Below are 18,218 nucleotides of genomic sequence, written 5' to 3' on the forward strand. Positions count from 1 at the left end.
GTTTTCAACAAAATACTTTTCTGGTGCGATTTATTTTTTAACAGTCCTTTATGACTCAGGCTGGCATTTCCGGCAGATGTGGCAGCAGCCGGTCAATCGTGATGGGAAAGTTGCGCACGCGTATGCCCGTGGCATTGAATACGGCGTTGCCAATTGCCGCTGCCGCGCCACAGATCCCGACTTCGCCCAGCCCCTTGATATGCAGTGGGTTGGAAACCGGTTCATCTTCCGCGATCATGACAACTTCCATATCAGGCATGTCAGCATGGGTGGCGATGTGGTAATTCGCAAGGTCATGGGCCGTGAATTGCCCCGTGCGTGGGTCGGGTGTGTTTTCTTCGTGCAGTGCGTTTGAAATTCCCCATATCATACCCCCCAGAAGTTGCGAACGCGCGGTACGGCTATTGAGGATGCGGCCACATGCGAAAACGCCGAGCATCCTGCGCACCCGTACCTCGCCCGTTATGGCGTTAACGGCAACTTCGGAAAAATGCGCACCAAACGAAGCCTGCGACCATTTCAGGGAGTTCGGGTCTGCCGTGATTTCGCCGTGAGCCTGCATGCCATGGGGAAATACGCGTTCCAGGAAGCTGGAAAGGGATTCATGTCGTCCCCCCGCGTGAAGGCTGCCTGCGTCAAGCTGTATGGCCTCCATCGGCTGTCCATACAGGGGGGAGTGTTCATCACGGATGGATGCCTCCAGTAACAGGGTGCGCAGATTTTCGCAGGCACGCAGGACGGCTGATCCCGCGCTTTTGGCCCCGAATGATCCCCCCGAACCCGGTGCGGGGGGATAGGTCGTGTCCCCCATTTCCACACGGACCTGCGTGAGGGGAAGCCCCATTGTGCCTGCGGCGATCTGTGTCAGAATGGTCTGGGTGCCGGTTCCGGGATCGGTCATCGCCAGTTGAACCGTCAGGTTCGCCCGCGCATCAATATGTGCCAGCGCCTGACAGGGTTTGAGCAGGTTATAGCGCATCGCGCATGCCATCCCCATACCCATCAGCCACTCCCCTTCCCTTACCTGCCCTGGCCGGGGATTGCGGGCTGTCCATTTGAAACGCCTGGCCCCTTCTTTCAGGCATTGTCGTAGATGTCGGCTGCTGAAGGGTCTGTTTGCGGTCAGGTCGGTGGGAGTATCGTTGAGCAGACGAAGTTCGAGAGGGTCCATCCCCAGTTCGTGCGCCAGCTCGTCCATGGCGCATTCCAGCCCGACCATACCGACTGCATCACCGGGGGAGCGCATGGAATCTGAACGTGGCAGGTCAAGGTGATTGAGGTGTGCATCCGTGCGTATGGCGTCCGCACGATACAGGCCACGCGTGATGGTGGTTGTGTCCTCCACGAAATTATCGAACGAGGCGCAATGTGACAGTGCATCATGACAGATGGCGCACAGGCGGCCCGTCCGGTCCGCACCGATGCGCACTGTCTGGCGGGTGGCGGTGCGGTGGGTGGTTGCGGAAAACATCTGTGTGCGTGTCATGCCCACCTTGACGGGCGCGCCCAGCATGCGTGCGGCGAGTGCGGCAAGGATCGCATCGGCGAAATATGGCAGCTTGCCCCCAAATCCGCCGCCCACATATGGGCTGAGGACGCGCACATGATGGGGCGAGATTTGCAGGGTTGCGGCAATGCCCATCTGGATTGATACAAGGTTTTGCGCGGATGTATGCAGGATCAGGCCGTCTTTGTGCCACATCGCCGTTGTGGCGTGGGGTTCCATCTGGGCATGGTTCTGGTGTGGCGTTTCATAAACCGTATCCACCCTGACGGCGGATCTGGCAAAAGCTGTATCAAAATCGCCATAATCCGTATGGGCGGGTTTGAACCCATTGAGGAATTCCGGCTCTGTCGCGGTACTGGGGTCGAGTACCACCGCATGTGGTTCGCTGTCATAGCGCACATCGACGGCCATCGCGGCGGCGCGTGCCTGTTCAAATGTATCCGCCACGACAAGGGCCACGGGTTCGCCATAATAATGGACATCAGGACCGCGCAGCACGGGTTGCGCACGTGCAAATCGGTCCTTGGCGCGCAATGGTCCCCATGGGGCCTGGGGTGGGGCATTATCACTGGTCAGGACGAGGTGGACCCCCGGCATGCCCCGTGCTGTCGCGGTCAGGCTGGCAGTGATACGTCCTCGGGCGATTGTTGACAGTACCATAACCCCCACAAGCGGGTTGGCAGCTGCGCCCAGTGTGGACGCATCCAGTTCATAGGCATAGCGGGCCTGCCCCGTTACTTTCGGTGTGCTTTCCACACGGCGCATGCCCGCGCCGATCATCGGGATCGCAGAGGAAATCTGGTCGGATGATCCGGGGGGAAGGTCAGTCATTTTCATCCTCCCGCGACAGGATGGTCAGAACCTGCATCAATGTCCGTCGGGCAAGGGGAATTTTGAAATCATTGTCGCCATGGCCTTTGGCACCCGTCAGGGCGATATCAGCCGCATGCGACAGGATTGCAGGCGTGGGCTGTTGTCCCATGAGGGCTTGCTCGGCCGTCCCAATACGCCATGGCCGTGGGGCAATGCCGCCAAAGGCAAAGCGGGCCTCCTGTATATATCCCTGCCGAACCTGCACTATGGCTGCGACTGAAACCAGCGCAAACGCGTAGGAGGCCCGGTCGCGGACCTTGCGATAGGTCTGTCGCCCTATCGGCGTGGGCGGGATCATGATCGAGGTGATCATTTCATCGGCTTGCAGCACCGTTTCCATATGTGGTGTATCGCCGGGCAGGCGATGGAAGTCAGCGATGGGGATTTCACGTCCCTGCCCGTTTGCCCGCCGGGTGCATACCCGTGCATCAAGCACGCATAACGCCACGGCCATGTCGGATGGGTGAACGCTAATGCACTGCTCACTGCCACCAATGATGGCGTTCATCCGGTTGCCACCCCCCATTGCGGCACACCCGCTGCCGGGATGTCGTTTGTTGCATGCTGCCGCCCGGTCGTAAAATGCGACACATCGTGTCCGCTGCATCAGGTTGCCGGCAGTGGTTGCCATGTTGCGGATCTGTCCCGATGCCCCCGCCACGATGGCATGGGACAGTACGGGATAATGGTGCAGGATATGGGGGTGCGCCGCCACGTCGGCATTGGTGGTCAGTGCACCGATATGCGTGTTACCTGCGCCATCGGTCGTAATCCCGCGTAATTGTGCAATACGGTTGATATCTGCCAGACGGTCGGGCTGCATCACCTGCAGTTTCATCAGATCAAGCAGGTTGGTACCACCGGCCAGAAGCGTGGCCCCTGTTGCCCTTTCGCGTGTCGCGGCTTCGGTTGTGGTGGGACGGACATAGGAAAATGGTTTCATGTGGAATGTCGCGCGACATCAATGATTGCGGCGTGAATATTGGGATAGGCACTGCACCGGCACAGATTGCCTGCCATGCGTTCGCGCAGGTCCGCGGGGTCGAGGTGGGGAGGATGTTCCCTACGTTCCATAGTAACCATGCTGGGGAAACCTGCCTTCCATTCACGCAGCATACCGATCGCCGAACAGATCTGTCCCGGCGTGCAGTATCCGCACTGAAACCCGTCATGTCCAACGAAGGCCTGCTGCATGGGGTGCAGGTGCCCTTCTTTGCACAAGCCCTCAATGGTGATGACCTGCGCGTCGTCATGTGATGCGGCAAGCGACAGGCACGACAGAACCCGTTTGCCATCAAGCAGGACGGTACAGGTACCGCATTGGCCGTGGTCACATCCCTTCTTCGTGCCGGTCAGATGCAGATGCTCACGCAGCAGATCGAGCAGCGTGGTGCGTGTGTCAACTGCAAGGTGATGGGAGGTGCCATTGATTGTCAGGCGGATATCCACGTCATGCTGCATGATGTCATTCGTGACCGGATTCATGTGATCCCGGCCCTGTGCGGACAAACCTGCTGCCCCGGCCGATGGGGTATTTAACAGTCCCGTCACCGCCGCCCCTGCCTGCAAGACAAGGCGGCGTGAAAGGGGAACATGGATGGGACCGGCGCATTTACGGGGTATCATGATGTCTGATCATGGCCTTTCATCGTGGCGGAAAATGCGGGGGCGTTACAGCTTTTAAGACCGTGACGCGCCAAAGGTTGCGATTATATATGGGATGATAGGGTCAATCGGGGGATGCGGCATCCCTTGCCGAGATGGTGGCATGGCGCGAGACAGCTTATGCCGGTCCATCCCGCCAGGCCGTCTGGATCACTGTTTGCGCAGCGTAACATGCGGATCGAAATCATGAAAAAGGGGGCCATTCCTGTCGAATGGCCCCCGTATTATACGCCCGGTCCTCTAGCAGAGCGCAGTGCGATAAAATCGATTGTGTATTCGCCAGCCCTGTTCAGGGAGTGTGCAGGGTATTGTTGCTGCGATCAATGTCGGGAATGGCATGGTCGGGATCAAGCGTCACCGTCCGCAGCGAACCCTGTGTTTTGATCGGGAGGTCGATGGCTGTATGCTGATACCATGTTTCGGTAGGAATGGTCTGGCGCGTGGTCGAGCCATCCGCATAGGTCAGAAGCATTGTCACCGGAATGGGCAGGCTGCCCTTGTTCTGCACACTGATCCGGTATCCGTCGGACGTTGCATGAATGCCGGTGCAGGCATAATCGGGCGCACGGTTTTCGAAATACCATCCGTGCCAGAACCATGACAGATCCTCGCCTGTTTCGCTGCTCATGAACCGGAAGAAATCCGATGGCGTCGGGTGATGGTAGGCCCAGACGTCGATATAGCGTCGGAAAGCACGGTCAAAGCGTTCCGGCCCGACAATCTGTTCACGCAGCAGCTTGAGCCCATAGGCCCCTTTGAAATAGGTGACCGGATGACGATAACGCTCCTGCACCAGATCCGATGGCACCATCAGCGGGGGGGCATCCTTGTCACGCAGGAGCGGGACAATATCATCAGCCGGGATACCCGTCAGCGGGGCGAATTCATTGTCCTTCTTGGGGGCGAATTCACCATGGTTGAAATGATCGGACGCATAGGTATCGATGAAGGTATTGAATCCCTCGTCCATGAAGGCGTTGCGTCGTTCATTGGATCCTACGATCATGGGGAACCAGCCATGGCCAAGTTCGTGCGTGGTGATCCAGAATAGCTGTGGCCCATGGTCCTTCATGCCGTCAAAGACAATGCCGGGATATTCCATCCCTGCCCCATGACCGCCCAGGTTGATCGCATTCTGCCATGGATAGGGATACCACTGTTCCGAAAAATATTCGATCGCGTGCTTCACATATTCGGTGGATCGGTCCCATCCATCAGGACCAATCCCCTCTGTGGGATAGACGGACATGGCAAGGTGCGGACCCTTGCTGACCCCATGGTCAGGCAGGTTCATCCGCGCGGCATCCCACACAAAGGCCGGGGATGCGGCAAATGCCACGTCACGGGTGTTTTCCATACGGAAGTGCCATGTCATGTCGCCATGGTCATGACGATGGCTGGTCGGATCAGTGACATCCTGTGCGGTACGGATCAGGACGCGTGTATCGCTGTGGGCGGCCTGTGACAGGCGCTGTCGTTCGGTTGCGGTCAGGACGGCGCCGGGATTGAGCAGCGTGCCTGACCCCACAACCGTGTAATTCCAGGGTACCGTTACACGATAGTCGATATTTCCGTATTCAAGATAGAACTCCTGCGTCAGATAGGGCGCAGTATCCCATCCCCGGATGTCGTCATATACCGCCATGCGGGGATACCATTGTGCGATTTCGTAAATATCCCCATTTTTACTTGGGGTAACAGATGTACGCCCACCCCACGGACCGGGAATGACGTAATGCCATGTTACATGGATGCGTAATTTCCCCCCCTTGCCCCGCAAGGTGGCAGGCAGGCGCAGTTGCATGCGGGTATCGCTGATGATCGGGGTGATTTCTTTCTTTATACCCTTATATTCTACAACGACTTTTTCAATCTGGACACCATCGGTGCGCGGGGTGGAAAAACGTTCCGAAGCATATTGTGAACGTGAGTCAGGCTTATATTCGTTTTGTTCCAGATTCAGCCAGATGACATCCAGCGCATCGGGACTGTTGTTGGTATAGGTAATGGTTTCCTGCCCCGAAAGGCTTTTCGTATCTGGCTGTATTGTGGCGTGGATGGAATAATCCGCGCGGTTCTGCCAGAAAGCACGCCCCGGAATACCTGCGGCCGAGCGGAAGGCCGTGGGCCTGTCCGGCATTGGTTGTGGCATGAAAACCGCCGGTGCCTGTGCTGCCTGTCCGGGGGGAAGACGGTCTGCGGCCCACCCGGACGTAACACATGCAAGGGAGGCGACACAGCCAAGAAGCAGGGACCGGTATCCTTTTGTATCAAAACGGAAATTCATGAATATGGAACCTTTTACTCTGGTGTCGCCATTGAGATGGATTATGTCGGGACGAACGTAGCCTGCCTGTAGGGATACGGTCAATTCGGTTCATAAGTGTTATGATCGCCGATGCGGCAAATGGATTTATCCGTTGTTTATGAACATGAAAGATTTTTTCATGGGAGTGTCAGGATGTAGGGAGAAATATTCTATAATTTCGGTTTGATGCAGATTTTTCTTCCTTGAATATAAAAACATAATAAATGCATTTTCTTCGGTATTTTTTTTTGGGAATATATAAAATATGTTTGTTATTTTAAAATTTGTTAATAATTAAGAATAAATTTCATTTTGAATTTACTTTTTAATGCGAATTCAAAATGAATTTTGGCCGGCAGGGCGCTCAATGATCCACTGACCAGATGATGCCGTATGTGTTCAACGCGATAAACTCCTGTCCAAAGCATTCCATTCTCATCGAGAGCTTGCTTCTGCAAGCTCAGGGAGTTCGAGTGCATCGTCAGGTAGCGCGAGAAGATTGACAGGCCGTTCGCTGCCATGATTCATCTCGCGGTCGCGATCATCAATGTGCGATATTTCCAACATGCCCGAGTAGGTTACTGGCCACAAATTTTCCAACCAGCCTTTCGGATCATGCCGAGCTGAAAAGACATATCACCGCCCAATCAGGAATGCCCGGGAATAATCATTTTCAACAGGATCATACTTTTTCTCATTCATGTGCTGCATGGCTGCCGCGTCCACGGATGAGGGATATTTGCGATATAATGCCGGGTATGAGTATAAAAGCCCGCTTCCCCTCTTACACCCTGCTTGAACGTGTTGCTGACCTTATCGTGCATGTCGTCGGGGTGGCCGTCATGATTGCCGGTGCAGGATGGTTGGGGGTCTCGGTGCCGCATACTGCCACTTGGATGGTGCGGCAGTCGGTTGTTCTTTATGGCACCTGCCTGATCCTCGTATGCATATGCTCGGCAGCATATAATTTCTGTCCGGGCTGTCGCATCAAGGGCGGGTTGCAGCGGGTTGATCAGGCCATGATCTTTGTCGCTATTGCCAGTACCTACACGCCCTTCATCGTTATCGGGGGGCATGGATGGCGCAGCTTCTACTTCTGCGTGCTGTTATGGATCGTGGCCTTTGCCGGTATGGGGATGAAGCTGTTCTGGTTTGAAAAAAGCCAGAAATATCAGGTCCTTCCCTATCTGGTGGTTGCATGGATGTTTTTCTTGTGTCCAGATCCGGTTTTCTGGCACCTGCCGTGGCAGGTGCTTGTCCTGATTATTCTTGGCCTTGTTTTTTATTCGATTGGCACGCTGTTTTATAATTACGAAAAGCTGCCTTTCTCCAACGCGCTGTGGCACGTCATGGTGGTTCTGGGGGCATCCACCCATATCTATGCCGTGCGGCGCATGATCGATGTTATCGCCTGATCCCCGCCTTCATGTCATGATTGGGGGTTTTTAGGTTGGGGTCGTTTCATCCTTGCGTTCACGCAGGTATTTGCGCCGCCCTTTTTCCCCCATCCATAGCATGACCGGCAGAAGTTTCTGCCAGATGGCGGGAAAAATCAGTAGAAGCTGGCCAAAAATCCCGTCAGATGAAGGGACGAACACATCCCGGCTCCGCTGACGCAGGGCGCGCAGGATCAGTGTCGCGATGTGTTGTGGTGGTACTGGTAAGGTCACGAAATTAAGGGCAGACCCTCCATTTTGCATTTCCCTCTGCAGCATGGGCGTATCCACGGCCCCAGGGAAAATGGAGGAAACATGGATGCCGCGTGACCGGACCTCCTCCCGCAGGGAAAGGGCAAAGCCACGCAGCCCGAATTTCGTGGCGGCATAGACACTGCTCCCCCCCAGGGGAACGATCGCAGCCATAGAATTGACAAAGACGATATGGCCGCCCCGTGGCACCAGGTCCAGCAGTCGTGTCGTCAGCATGATGGGGGTTTGCAGGTTGACCGTCACCTGTTCCCTGATTGCCCCGTCATCAAGGTCGGAGACGGTCTGCGGTACGATGACCCCCGCACAGTGGATGAGTGCCCGTACGGGGGCGCCAAATGACCTGATCCGGTCCGTCGCCAATCCGATGGCCTGCGGGTCCCCAAGGTCACAGCGGATGTTGGTGATGCCGGGGGAGTGTTCCAGTGTCGGGACACTCCCCTGTCGCGTCAACGCAATTACATGGTATCCGGCAGTCAGCAGACCTTCGATGACAAGGCGACCGATCCCCCCTGCCCCGCCGGTAATGACCGCCAGCGGATGTTGTGTTGAAGCCGGTGGAAACGGAGCCGTCATAAGAGTCTCGCGAACGATAAGATTGTGATTATTTTCAACCTGATATGCATCTGGCTCATGTTACCTGAGGTAACATAAAGTCATCATGACGTCGAAGATAAATCGTAATCGGTATTTTCACGGTATCTTTTGCGAAGGATTTTTCTGGGTGTCGTCAGTCATGTCCTGGCGGGCTTCCTGCAATGCCTTATCCGTCAGCCGCTTTTCGTTGCGGCGTAGGAAAATGGCGCATCCTCCCACCCCGATGACAACAGTTACGGCCCCGATGACACTGGCGGGACCGGAAAGCTGCATGATCTTGTGACCGAGATAGTAGCTCAGCATGGCATAGCCACCAGCCCAGCAGATGCCGCCTGCCGCGTTGAAGATCATGAAACGTGGCCACGTCATGTGATTCGCACCGGCCAGCAGGGCCACGAACACACGGACCACAGCGATGAAACGGCCAAAGAACACAATTTCACTGCCATGGCGACGGAACAGGAACCGGCCAAGCAACAGGCGATCCGGGGTCATGCCGATCCGCGCGCCATAGCGTTGCAGCAATGGTATTCCGACCATGCGCCCGATGATATAGCCGATATTATCGCCGATGATCGCGCCCACGATGGCCGCCACGGCAACCCAGCCGATATCCATGTGATGCGTCGCCGCACAATAGAGCGAGGCGGAGATGATCAGCGTTTCCGCCGGCAGGGGCAATCCCATGCTTTCCAGCATGACGATCAGGGTGATTACGCCATATCCATAATGCTGGAACAGGTATTCCATGTGGTGAAGCAGCTTACAATCTCCTTGCGCAACCCGCGTGTGGCGCGGCTTTCACGCGACTGGAAATGGCTGTCATCACCTCTTCTGGCGGTGTCCAGGTCGCCCGATATGCCATGCTGATAACGCAATGGGGGATTTCACAATCCATGGAAAGCCTATTTTTCAAATAGCTGCCTTCCATCATATCGGGGATATCCCGTATTACCCAACAGGATTAAGGGGTTTGGCGTATCAAATGGCATCCTGTGGCCCGGTATGGGGCGGCATGCAGCACCTGCCCCCCCATGTCATGGTTATCATGTCATGGTTATTCAGCCCGGATCATGATTTCCACCACATTGGCGCGACCCGATGCGATCCCTGCCTGAATGGCGGCGGCGATATCGGTTGCCCGCGTAATCCTGCATGCCGACAGGCCATAGGATGTAGCCATCGCCTGATAATCTATGACCGGGTCGTTCAGGTCCATGGCAAGGTAATTGCCGTTACGGGTGGAGACGTAGTGCGTTTGTCCCCGCATGAAGCCCTTCAGGACATTATATTCCTGATTGTTCATGATGACGAAAGTCACCGGCAGCTTCTCATGCGCTGCGGTCCAGATTGCCTGCGGGGAGTAAAGAGAGGCCCCATCCCCCACCAGGCAGACGACAGGTTCACGCCCCAGACCAAGCGATGCGCCCACGGCGGCCGGCATCCCCCAGCCCAGCGCACCGCCGCGCAGGAAGGAGTACTGTGCGGGCCAGTCGCTGTTGAGGAAGGAGCGCACGTGTGATGAGGTGGCGATGGCTTCATCAACGATGGCAATGTCTGGCCCGATGGCGCGCACGGCCTCATAGGCTGCGACACATGGCGCGATGACGGGGTCTTCCATCCTGTGTCGTGCAATGGATAATGCCGCGTTCCGGCGATCACGGTTACGCGCCGTGACCTTTTCCCGCGCAGAGGCGTAGACATCCTGACGCCCCTCGATCTCCTTGGCCAGCAAAGGCAGGAACGCTTCGAGCGAGGCGCGGATATGTCCCACCAGCGATAGTGGCGTGTAAAATGTGCGCCCAAGATCCCCGATGTCTGCGGAGACCTGATAGATCGCGCACCCCGGCGGCACGGCAGACCCTTCGGAATACAGGATGGTAATCAGCGATTTGCCACCCAGTGCAAAGATCGCATCATAATCTCCCAGCTTTGCCGCGATATCCGTGGCCCGTGTTGGCAGGTTGCCTTCCCACAAGGGATGGGATGTTGCAAAGGGAACACGTGACGGCCATGAGGAGCCGAAGACCGGTGCCCCCAGAAGTTCCGCCACGGCGGCCACCTGTGCCGCAGCCCCCGCGGCGTGAACTTCGTCCCCTGCGATAATTCCCAGCCGTCCTGGTGCGATCTGCGCCAGGTGCCGCGCCAGTTCCGGCAGGCCGCCAGCGATGGAGCAACGTTCGATCCGCGATGGGGGGGCTGCGGAAACGGTACTCATTTCCTCCATGACATCCATGGGTAATGACAAGAAGACAGGCCCGGTCGGGGCCGCCATGGCGTCATTGAAAGCACGGTGGACCAACACCGGCAGTTGATCGGCATGCATGACTTCCTGCGCCCACTTGACGGCCGGGGTGGCGATGCTGACCAGATCCCCGAACAGAAGGGGGTCGGAGATGGTATGGCGGGAATCCTGCTGTCCTGCCGTTACAACCAGGGGGGTTTGCGACACGCTGGCGTTGAGGAGGTTTCCCATGCCATGGCCCAGACCACCTGCCGTATGCAGGTTCAAAAATCCCGGCCGTCCCGCCGCCTGCGCATAACCATCAGCCATGGCGACAGCACTGGCTTCCTGCAGGGCCAGCACATATTGCAGGTCCGGACGTTTCTGCAGGGCGTCAATCAGCGGAAGTTCCGTCGTGCCGGGATTGCCAAAGATATATTTGACGCCCTCACTTTCAAGAATTTCGAGCAGGATGTCAGCGCCCCTGCGGCTACACTGTCCATCGATATCACTGATTGCCGTGATCTGCATGAATGGCCTCTTTCATACTGGTGTCATTGCAACTGTAATATGAAAATGGCGATTGTCATCCACCCAACTGTGGGCAAATGCATATAAGACAGACGATGATACCTGAACCGGGGATATCGGTTATTTATATTCAAAAACATATGGCGAAATATAATGTTAGGATACTGACGACGACGTGCCTCCCCTGCCGGACCACGCGTTGGCGCGCAGGATGTGCGCCTGACCCGAAAAGATATATTGAAAATACAGAACTGGCCTGATGAACATGACGCAAGCACAGGAATGGCTTCGCTCCATCCCCGAAAGTTTCTGTAAGACCGCATTGACGGATATCGACCGGACGCTTGCGACGATCCGGGCGGAGCATGACGTCGTCATCCCGCTGGCGATTGAAAGCGGTAGTCGTGCATGGGGCTTTCCCTCCCTCGACAGTGATTATGATTGCCGGTTCATCTTCATCAGGCCAATGGCGCAGTATCTGTCATTGTGGCCCGTGCGTGATGTCATCGAAATCCCGCTCACGCAGGAACTTGATGTCAATGGCTGGGATCTGGCCAAGGCTGTCCGCCTGTTGCTGAAGGGAAATGTGGTGGTCATGGAGTGGCTGTCTTCTCCCATTATCTATGGGATGGACACGGCCTTCCAGACACAGTTCATGGCCCTGGCGCATCGGGTCTGTAGCCGTCCCCTTGTTGCACGGCACTACCTGCATCTGGGCGAGAAACAATATAACTGGAATTGCAACGGACAGGGGCAGGACATGCGGCTGAAGAAACTGTTTTATGCGCTGCGTCCGGCGATTGCCCTGCGTTGGTTACGTCTGCATCCGGCGGAAAATGTCGTGCCGATGCACTTTCCTTCCCTGCTGCGTGAATGCGAACTTGAACATGGCACAGTCGAAATCATTGATGATCTGATCCGTGCCAAGGCGCAAACGCGTGAAACACGCCTGGTCAGGATGCCTGCCGTGCTGGATCAGTTGGTGGCGCATGAATTCGCCTATGCCCATGAAGCATTTGATCATCTGTCACCGAAGATTTCGGCGCATGCCATGACCGAAGCTGATGATTTTTTTCACCAGCAGATCAGGTCATGTCATCGGTGAAGTGGGATGATGATTGAAGTGAGCGGAATGGCGGCATGGTAAAGTGGTTTTCAGTTTATCGGTATCTGGGCGATAATCTGGGCCTGTTACAAAACCTGCGGGCTGTGTTTTCCATGCGCCGTAGTGGAGAAAGTCTATTCCCTTTACGTATTCCTATGGCTTCTGGATGGAATGGTCGGGAGAATATCATCTCGCATTCACTGGTCGATCAGTCCGTAGGATTCATAATTACTGTCGCTGCCGCATGCATTATGAATGCTATAGATTCATTATATATATTTAATTGGATGTGAAGTGCATATACTTAAGTATTATATAAATTATGTGGTATATTAATTGGATATGTAAATTTAAAAATATACGAAATACTCAGAATATATGGATTATAGGGTTGTCGTATCTTCCGCTGCAGGTTCTCCTTGAGCAGGAGCAGGAGCAGGAGCAGGAGCAGGAGCAGGAGCAGGAGCAGAATTGGGATTGGGATTGGGATTGGGATTGGGATTGGGATTGGGATTGGGATTGGGATTGGGATTTTGTGATTGTGCAAGGAATTTTGCAAAATCATCTTGTATCTTCCGTGCCCGTTCCGGGTCCGAAAGTTGCGCATCTGTTTGTGATGAATCGATCACAACCACCCTGTCCCCAGCAAGGGGGGCAGGATCGTGGCTTGCGCCAAGCAGCGCCTGGAGGGCGCGTGCATTCTGTCCGTCATGGATCAGATGATCGAGGTCGCGATCAATCAGGCCATGATGGTCAAGGAACGTATTAAAGCGCGAGGGAATGCGGATGCAGCCTTCGGAATCTGATCGGCCCAGACGCCCTTCCAACAGGTCGGGATCGGTTGCATGCATTTCCAGCCGCACGACCGCGACCGTGTCCTTTTTGCGCCAGTCCTCGGTCGTTTGCCAGCCAAAGTCCCATACGCGCATGCCTTTGTTACCATTTCCACGCACGCCGAATTCGTTTTTCGTTCCCTGCGCGCGATAACCATAGATCTGCCCGTCATTTATGAAGACCCCAACGGGGGTACGAAAATGCTCCGTTCGGCCGGGACGTCCCGTACTGACACGGACCGAACCCAGCGCGGTCAGCTTTTCAAGCTCCCCTCCCCCCACGGCAATCCACAATCGCTGCACCCGTTCGGAACGGTCCACGACCAGTATGATCTGCGGTGTATCCGGCCAGAGATGCGTCCCATCGAGAATCTGTTTCGCCTGCGCAAGATCTTTGTCGGTCAGGTTGCTGTTGAGATGCACGGCCTGTGACCCAAGTTCCGTTTTTATCGCCGAGCGTAGGTCATTCATTTCCTGTGCGATGTCAGGCGAAACGGGTTGTGCATGTCCCGGGGACGTCAGGCTGCATGTAATCAGGAATGCCACAGCCGCACGTGAACTTATCTGCATGTAGCTTCCGGCATGACGGTTGGGTGATCCTGTGGGATTGTGGTGTGTTGCGAAAATCAAAGGAGTACAGGTCTGTAATTCTATTATCTACATACCATCCCAAATCCGTCTTCAGAGTCACCTTGAAAAGAACTTATTGAAAAAACTGATAAAATTATAGGTTTTGTATTTTAGGCGATTAACCTGCTTTATACCTAAGCGCCGGATATAAGCACCAGGTTCCCCGTACGAGATCATACAGTCCTATTTTACTGTCGGGGGCCGGTCTGTTGCGTCAAAGCGGAAGGGCTGGCCGATTGCCTTGCCCGGCAACTCCCCTTCCCACATGACGGTATTGCCACGGATAATGGTGCCAACGGGGCGACCCGTCAGTGTACGACCGACAAAGGGAGACCATCCACATCGTGATGCCAGCCAGTCCTGCCTGATTTCCCACCGGGCCTGTGGATCAACAATCGAAAAATCGGCGTCATAACCAACGGCGATCCGTCCCTTTCGCACCAGCCCGAACAGGCGCTGTGGACCGGCGGAGGTCATGTCCACAACCTTGCGCAGTGTCAGGCGCCCATGGGCAACATGGTCCAGCATAAGGGGCAGCAGCGTCTGCACCCCAGGCATCCCTGATGGGGAGTCGGGATAGGATCGCTCTTTTGCCGTTATGGTGTGGGGGGCGTGGTCGGACCCGATGATGTCAGGAACCCCCTGCCCCATCCAGTGCCACAGACCATCGCGCGCCGCACGGTTGCGGATCGGCGGGTTCATCTGTGCCAGCGTGCCGAGTTCGGGATAGGCGTCCTCCGCCGCGAGGGTCAGATGCTGCGGCGTGACCTCGCAGCTTGCAATATCCTTGTTCGCAGCAAGGAATTCCAGTTCCGCCGGCGTCGTGACATGCAGGACATGGATACGTCGGCCTGTCTTGCGCGCCAGGGCGACGATGCGTTGTGTCGCCCGCATTGCCGTTTCCTCGTCCCGCCAGACAGGATGGGAGGACGGATCCCCCGCTACGCGATGGTTAACCCGTTCAAGCAGCCGGTCTTCGTCCTCTGCATGGATCGCAACACGGCGGGAGCCAGAACGCAGGACGCGTTCAAGGATGCGATCGTCAGAGACCAGAAGGCTGCCGGTGGACGAACCCATGAAAATCTTGATCCCCGCCGTGCCCGGCAGTTTTTCCAGTTCCCCGCACTGTTCCGCGTTGTCAGTTGTGGCCCCCACATAAAACGCGTGTTCGCACCACATCCGTCCCCGTGCGCGGGCCAGCTTGTCAGTGACGGCGTCGGGGGTATCGGTGGGGGGACGGGTATTGGGCATTTCGAACACCCCCGTTACCCCGCCCAGCACGGCCGCACGACTGCCGGATTCCAGGTCTTCTGCATCACCGGGGCCGGGTTCGCGGAAATGGACCTGCGTGTCGATCACCCCAGGAAGGATGGTCAGGCCATCACATTGCAGCGTACGTTGCGCATTCCCGGTGCCGCCGATTTGTGCAATGCGCCCATTGTGGACGAAAATATCCGTCATCACGGTCTGATCGGGAAGGACGACAGTCCCGTTTTTTAAAACAAGGTCGTACGATTTGCCTGGCATCAGCTCTTCCGTCTCATTCGCGTTTCAGGAGCAGATGCGCAACCGGCTCCGGCATATGCCGGAAAATAATCGACATGCGCGCGCACGTCCAGAAGAAGGCATGCGTTTTGATGCATATGCCTGTGTGGCGTGGCCAGATCGCGGCGTTATTGAAGGATGAAAAACAGAGTCATGCACGCGATTGCCATGACGATGATGACAAGGCGGCCCATATAATAATCTGGCGCTGTGTGTCGGGCGCCAAGATGCACCTGCGCTGGTGGGGCCGCCGTATGGGATAGGCCTGTCATGTTCCCTCTTTGCACGAATGGTGTGGCGTGACGTGCTGATCTCACTCAGGATGCAGACGTCACGGTGTCCCACAGCAGCTTGAAATTAAGGACAAGGATGATGGTGGCTATGACCCATGCCAGGACCTTCATGACGGGCGAAATCGTGAATTCCCCCATTTTTTCACGGTCTGATACGAACATCACCAACGGGATGACCGCGAACGGCAACTGCATGGACAAGATAACCTGGCTGAACATCAGCAGTTCCCCCACGCCATGTTCGCCATAAAACAGCGTGACGAACAGGACAGGAATGACCGCAAGGCCACGTGTCAGCAGGCGACGCGCCCACGCAGGAAGGGACAGGTGAAGGAACCCTTCCATAATGATCTGTCCCGCCAGTGTCCCGGTTATTGTCGAGTTCATGCCCGCTGCCAGCAGGGCTGTAGCAAACAGGGTCGAGGCGATCGCCACCCCCAGCACGGGCGACAGCAGACGGTAGGCATCCGAGATTTCGGCCACGTCCTGATGGCCGCTGCCATGGAATGCCGCTGCCGCCACGATCAGGATCGCAGCATTGATGAACAGCGCCAGCACAAGGGCAATCGTGCTGTCGAGTGTGGACCACTTGATGGCGTCGCGCTGCCCGGTCGGGGTGCGTTCGAATGCACGGGTCTGGACGATGGATGAATGCAGATAAAGGTTATGGGGCATGACCGTCGCCCCGATGATGCCGATGGCGATATACAGCATGGACGGGTCGGTCAGGATCTGCGTTGTGGGCACGAAGCCATGCAGCATCGCGGAAATCGAGGGGACGGCTGCGATGATCTGCACCACGAAACAGCCTGCGATGATAATCAGGAGCCCGATTATAAAGGCCTCAAGATAGCGAAAGCCGCGCTGCATCAGCAGCAGGACGATAAAGGCGTCCGCGATGGACACCACGCATCCCCCGATCAGCGGAAGGCCAAAAAGGAGTTGCAGCGCGACTGCGGTTCCGATCACCTCTGCCAGGTCACACGCGATGATCGCCAGTTCACATGACACCCACAGGGCGTAACTGACCACCGGCGAAAAATGGTCCCGGCATGCCTGTGCAAGGTCCCGGCCGGTTACGATCCCCAATCGCGCCGCGAGGGCCTGAAGCACGATCGCCATCAGGTTCGACAGCATGATTACCCATAACAGGTGATAACCGAACTGCGATCCGCCCTGCAGGTCGGTGGCCCAGTTGCCCGGGTCCATATACCCAACCGATATCATGTATCCGGGACCGATGAAGGCAAGGAAACGACGCCACCACAGGGCGCTGCTGTTGGGGACGTGAATGCTGGAATGGACTTCCGGCAGGCTCCTGCTGTCGGCTCCCTGTCGTGTGAAACGCCAGGCATGTGTCGTGGGCGGCGTGGTGGGGGGAGTGGACATGGGAACCTGCCTGAAAACTTTGTCGCCACATCATTCAACGTCACTGCTACAAAATATGCAATAGGCTATATCTTGTAGTGACGACAATTTTTCATAGCATAGAGATTACAATGCCGCGAGCGCGGGGAACCCATGGCACAGGGCAGTCGTTAAAATTGGCCTGTTGGAAAATGTCAGGGGACGCAGTCGGATGCGGATGGGACATCCATCCCCATCCGTAACCTTATGGTCAGGGGGTCAGGTCTGGTAGTCCGGCTGTTCGCGGTCGAGTTTGCGAAGCAGCGCCTGCCATATCAGTTGCCCCTGGTCTGTATCATCTTCGAACTGCTGGCGTGCGCGCAGGATGCTGGCGGGGGATGGGAAATGCAGCGATGTGCCGGTGGACTGGGCCGCGACCTGGATACGGCAGGCCTGTTCAAGGTAGTACATGCGGTAAAAACATTCCGCCACCGTGCGTCCCACGGTCAACAGCCCATGATTTTGCAGGATCAGTCCATGGTTCTGCCCCAGGTCGCGGACAAGACGTTCGCGTTCACTCAGGTTGTCTTCCGCAGCCAGCCCCTCATAGGCATGGAAACCGATGCGGTCATGGAATTCCATGCTGATCTGGTTGATGGGCAGGATCTTGCGATCCTGTGCCGCAACCGCCATGCCCGCGATGGTGTGGGTATGTATGACGCATGCGGCATCAGGCCGGGCACGATGGATGGCGGAATGAATCACAAACCCCGCCGGGTTTATGGGATGTGCGGTTGGCTGGCGGGGATGGCCGTCGGCATCGACCGTGACCAGTGAAGATGCGGTTATTTCCTCAAACAGGAAACCATACGGGTTGACCAGATAGGCATGTCGCACCCCCGGCAGTCGTGCCGACAGATGGGTATAGACAAGGTCGGTCATCCCGAAATGCGCCACCAGGCGATAGGCCGCGGCAAGTTCGCGGCGCAGCGCCTGTTCCGTGACGGTTGACCGGGGTGATGGTGGTGTATGGGGGGAACCGTCGGGCATGTTC

The 18,218-nt window shown here is 56.3% G+C and carries 13 protein-coding genes; 2 read left to right on the forward strand and 11 right to left on the reverse strand.

The window, feature by feature from the left end:
* Positions 1 to 55 precede the first annotated feature (55 nt).
* The 4 genes from FYB92_RS09115 to FYB92_RS09130 all read right to left on the reverse strand — a co-directional run bounded on the left by FYB92_RS09115 (position 56) and on the right by FYB92_RS09130 (position 6,332).
* The gene (locus FYB92_RS09115; RefSeq protein ID WP_332828501.1) at positions 56 to 2,338 is read right to left on the reverse strand and encodes a xanthine dehydrogenase family protein molybdopterin-binding subunit; all 2,283 of its coding nucleotides are present in this window, start codon (positions 2,336 to 2,338) and stop codon (positions 56 to 58) included.
* On the reverse strand, positions 2,331 to 3,323 hold the full coding sequence (locus FYB92_RS09120; protein WP_192263659.1) for a xanthine dehydrogenase family protein subunit M: 993 nt from the start codon (positions 3,321 to 3,323) through the stop codon (positions 2,331 to 2,333). Before FYB92_RS09120 ends, FYB92_RS09115 begins: the two co-directional genes overlap by 8 nt.
* Positions 3,320 to 3,865, reverse strand: coding sequence for a 2Fe-2S iron-sulfur cluster-binding protein (locus tag FYB92_RS09125; RefSeq protein ID WP_332828502.1), 546 nt, complete (start codon positions 3,863 to 3,865; stop codon positions 3,320 to 3,322). The genes FYB92_RS09120 and FYB92_RS09125 overlap by 4 nt, the downstream gene beginning before the upstream one ends.
* Positions 3,866 to 4,334: 469 nt before the next feature.
* Positions 4,335 to 6,332: a M1 family metallopeptidase gene (locus FYB92_RS09130; RefSeq protein WP_332828503.1), complete on the reverse strand. Its 1,998-nt coding sequence runs from the start codon at positions 6,330 to 6,332 to the stop codon at positions 4,335 to 4,337.
* Between the two features lie 779 nt (positions 6,333 to 7,111).
* On the opposite strand from FYB92_RS09130, the gene FYB92_RS09135 reads away from it, so the two are divergent.
* Entirely contained in the window at positions 7,112 to 7,768 is a 657-nt protein-coding gene (locus FYB92_RS09135) for a PAQR family membrane homeostasis protein TrhA (protein ID WP_332828504.1), read from the forward strand.
* Between the two features lie 30 nt (positions 7,769 to 7,798).
* On the opposite strand, the gene FYB92_RS09140 is transcribed toward FYB92_RS09135, so the two are convergent.
* From FYB92_RS09140 to FYB92_RS09150, 3 genes are all read right to left on the reverse strand, one after another.
* Positions 7,799 to 8,635 carry an SDR family oxidoreductase gene (locus FYB92_RS09140; RefSeq protein ID WP_003620018.1) on the reverse strand — a complete coding sequence of 279 codons (837 nt, stop codon included), beginning with the start codon at positions 8,633 to 8,635 and terminating at the stop codon, positions 7,799 to 7,801.
* A 117-nt stretch (positions 8,636 to 8,752) separates the two neighbouring features.
* Positions 8,753 to 9,406, reverse strand: coding sequence for a DedA family protein (locus tag FYB92_RS09145; RefSeq protein ID WP_003620016.1), 654 nt, complete (start codon positions 9,404 to 9,406; stop codon positions 8,753 to 8,755).
* Positions 9,407 to 9,713: 307 nt separating this feature from the next.
* On the reverse strand, positions 9,714 to 11,411 hold the full coding sequence (locus FYB92_RS09150) for a thiamine pyrophosphate-binding protein (protein ID WP_281649419.1): 1,698 nt from the start codon (positions 11,409 to 11,411) through the stop codon (positions 9,714 to 9,716).
* 259 nt (positions 11,412 to 11,670) lie between these two features.
* On the opposite strand from FYB92_RS09150, the gene FYB92_RS09155 reads away from it, so the two are divergent.
* On the forward strand, positions 11,671 to 12,516 hold the full coding sequence (locus tag FYB92_RS09155; RefSeq protein ID WP_332828505.1) for a nucleotidyltransferase domain-containing protein: 846 nt from the start codon (positions 11,671 to 11,673) through the stop codon (positions 12,514 to 12,516).
* 383 nt (positions 12,517 to 12,899) lie between these two features.
* Here the strand turns inward: FYB92_RS09155 and FYB92_RS09160 are convergent, their stop codons facing one another.
* The 4 genes from FYB92_RS09160 to FYB92_RS09175 all read right to left on the reverse strand — a co-directional run bounded on the left by FYB92_RS09160 (position 12,900) and on the right by FYB92_RS09175 (position 18,214).
* A complete protein-coding gene (locus FYB92_RS09160; protein ID WP_332828506.1) occupies positions 12,900 to 13,919 on the reverse strand; it encodes a L,D-transpeptidase in 1,020 nt (339 codons plus the stop codon).
* A gap of 243 nt (positions 13,920 to 14,162) precedes the next feature.
* Entirely contained in the window at positions 14,163 to 15,506 is a 1,344-nt protein-coding gene (locus FYB92_RS09165; protein WP_075624294.1) for a dihydroorotase, read from the reverse strand.
* A 335-nt stretch (positions 15,507 to 15,841) separates the two neighbouring features.
* Entirely contained in the window at positions 15,842 to 17,206 is a 1,365-nt protein-coding gene (locus tag FYB92_RS09170) for an Nramp family divalent metal transporter (protein WP_062808857.1), read from the reverse strand.
* Between the two features lie 237 nt (positions 17,207 to 17,443).
* Positions 17,444 to 18,214, reverse strand: coding sequence for a class II aldolase/adducin family protein (locus FYB92_RS09175; protein ID WP_332828997.1), 771 nt, complete (start codon positions 18,212 to 18,214; stop codon positions 17,444 to 17,446).
* Positions 18,215 to 18,218: the final 4 nt, after the last annotated feature.

This window comes from Novacetimonas sp. GS1 (genome assembly GCF_036686925.1).
GTDB lineage: Bacteria > Pseudomonadota > Alphaproteobacteria > Acetobacterales > Acetobacteraceae > Novacetimonas > Novacetimonas hansenii.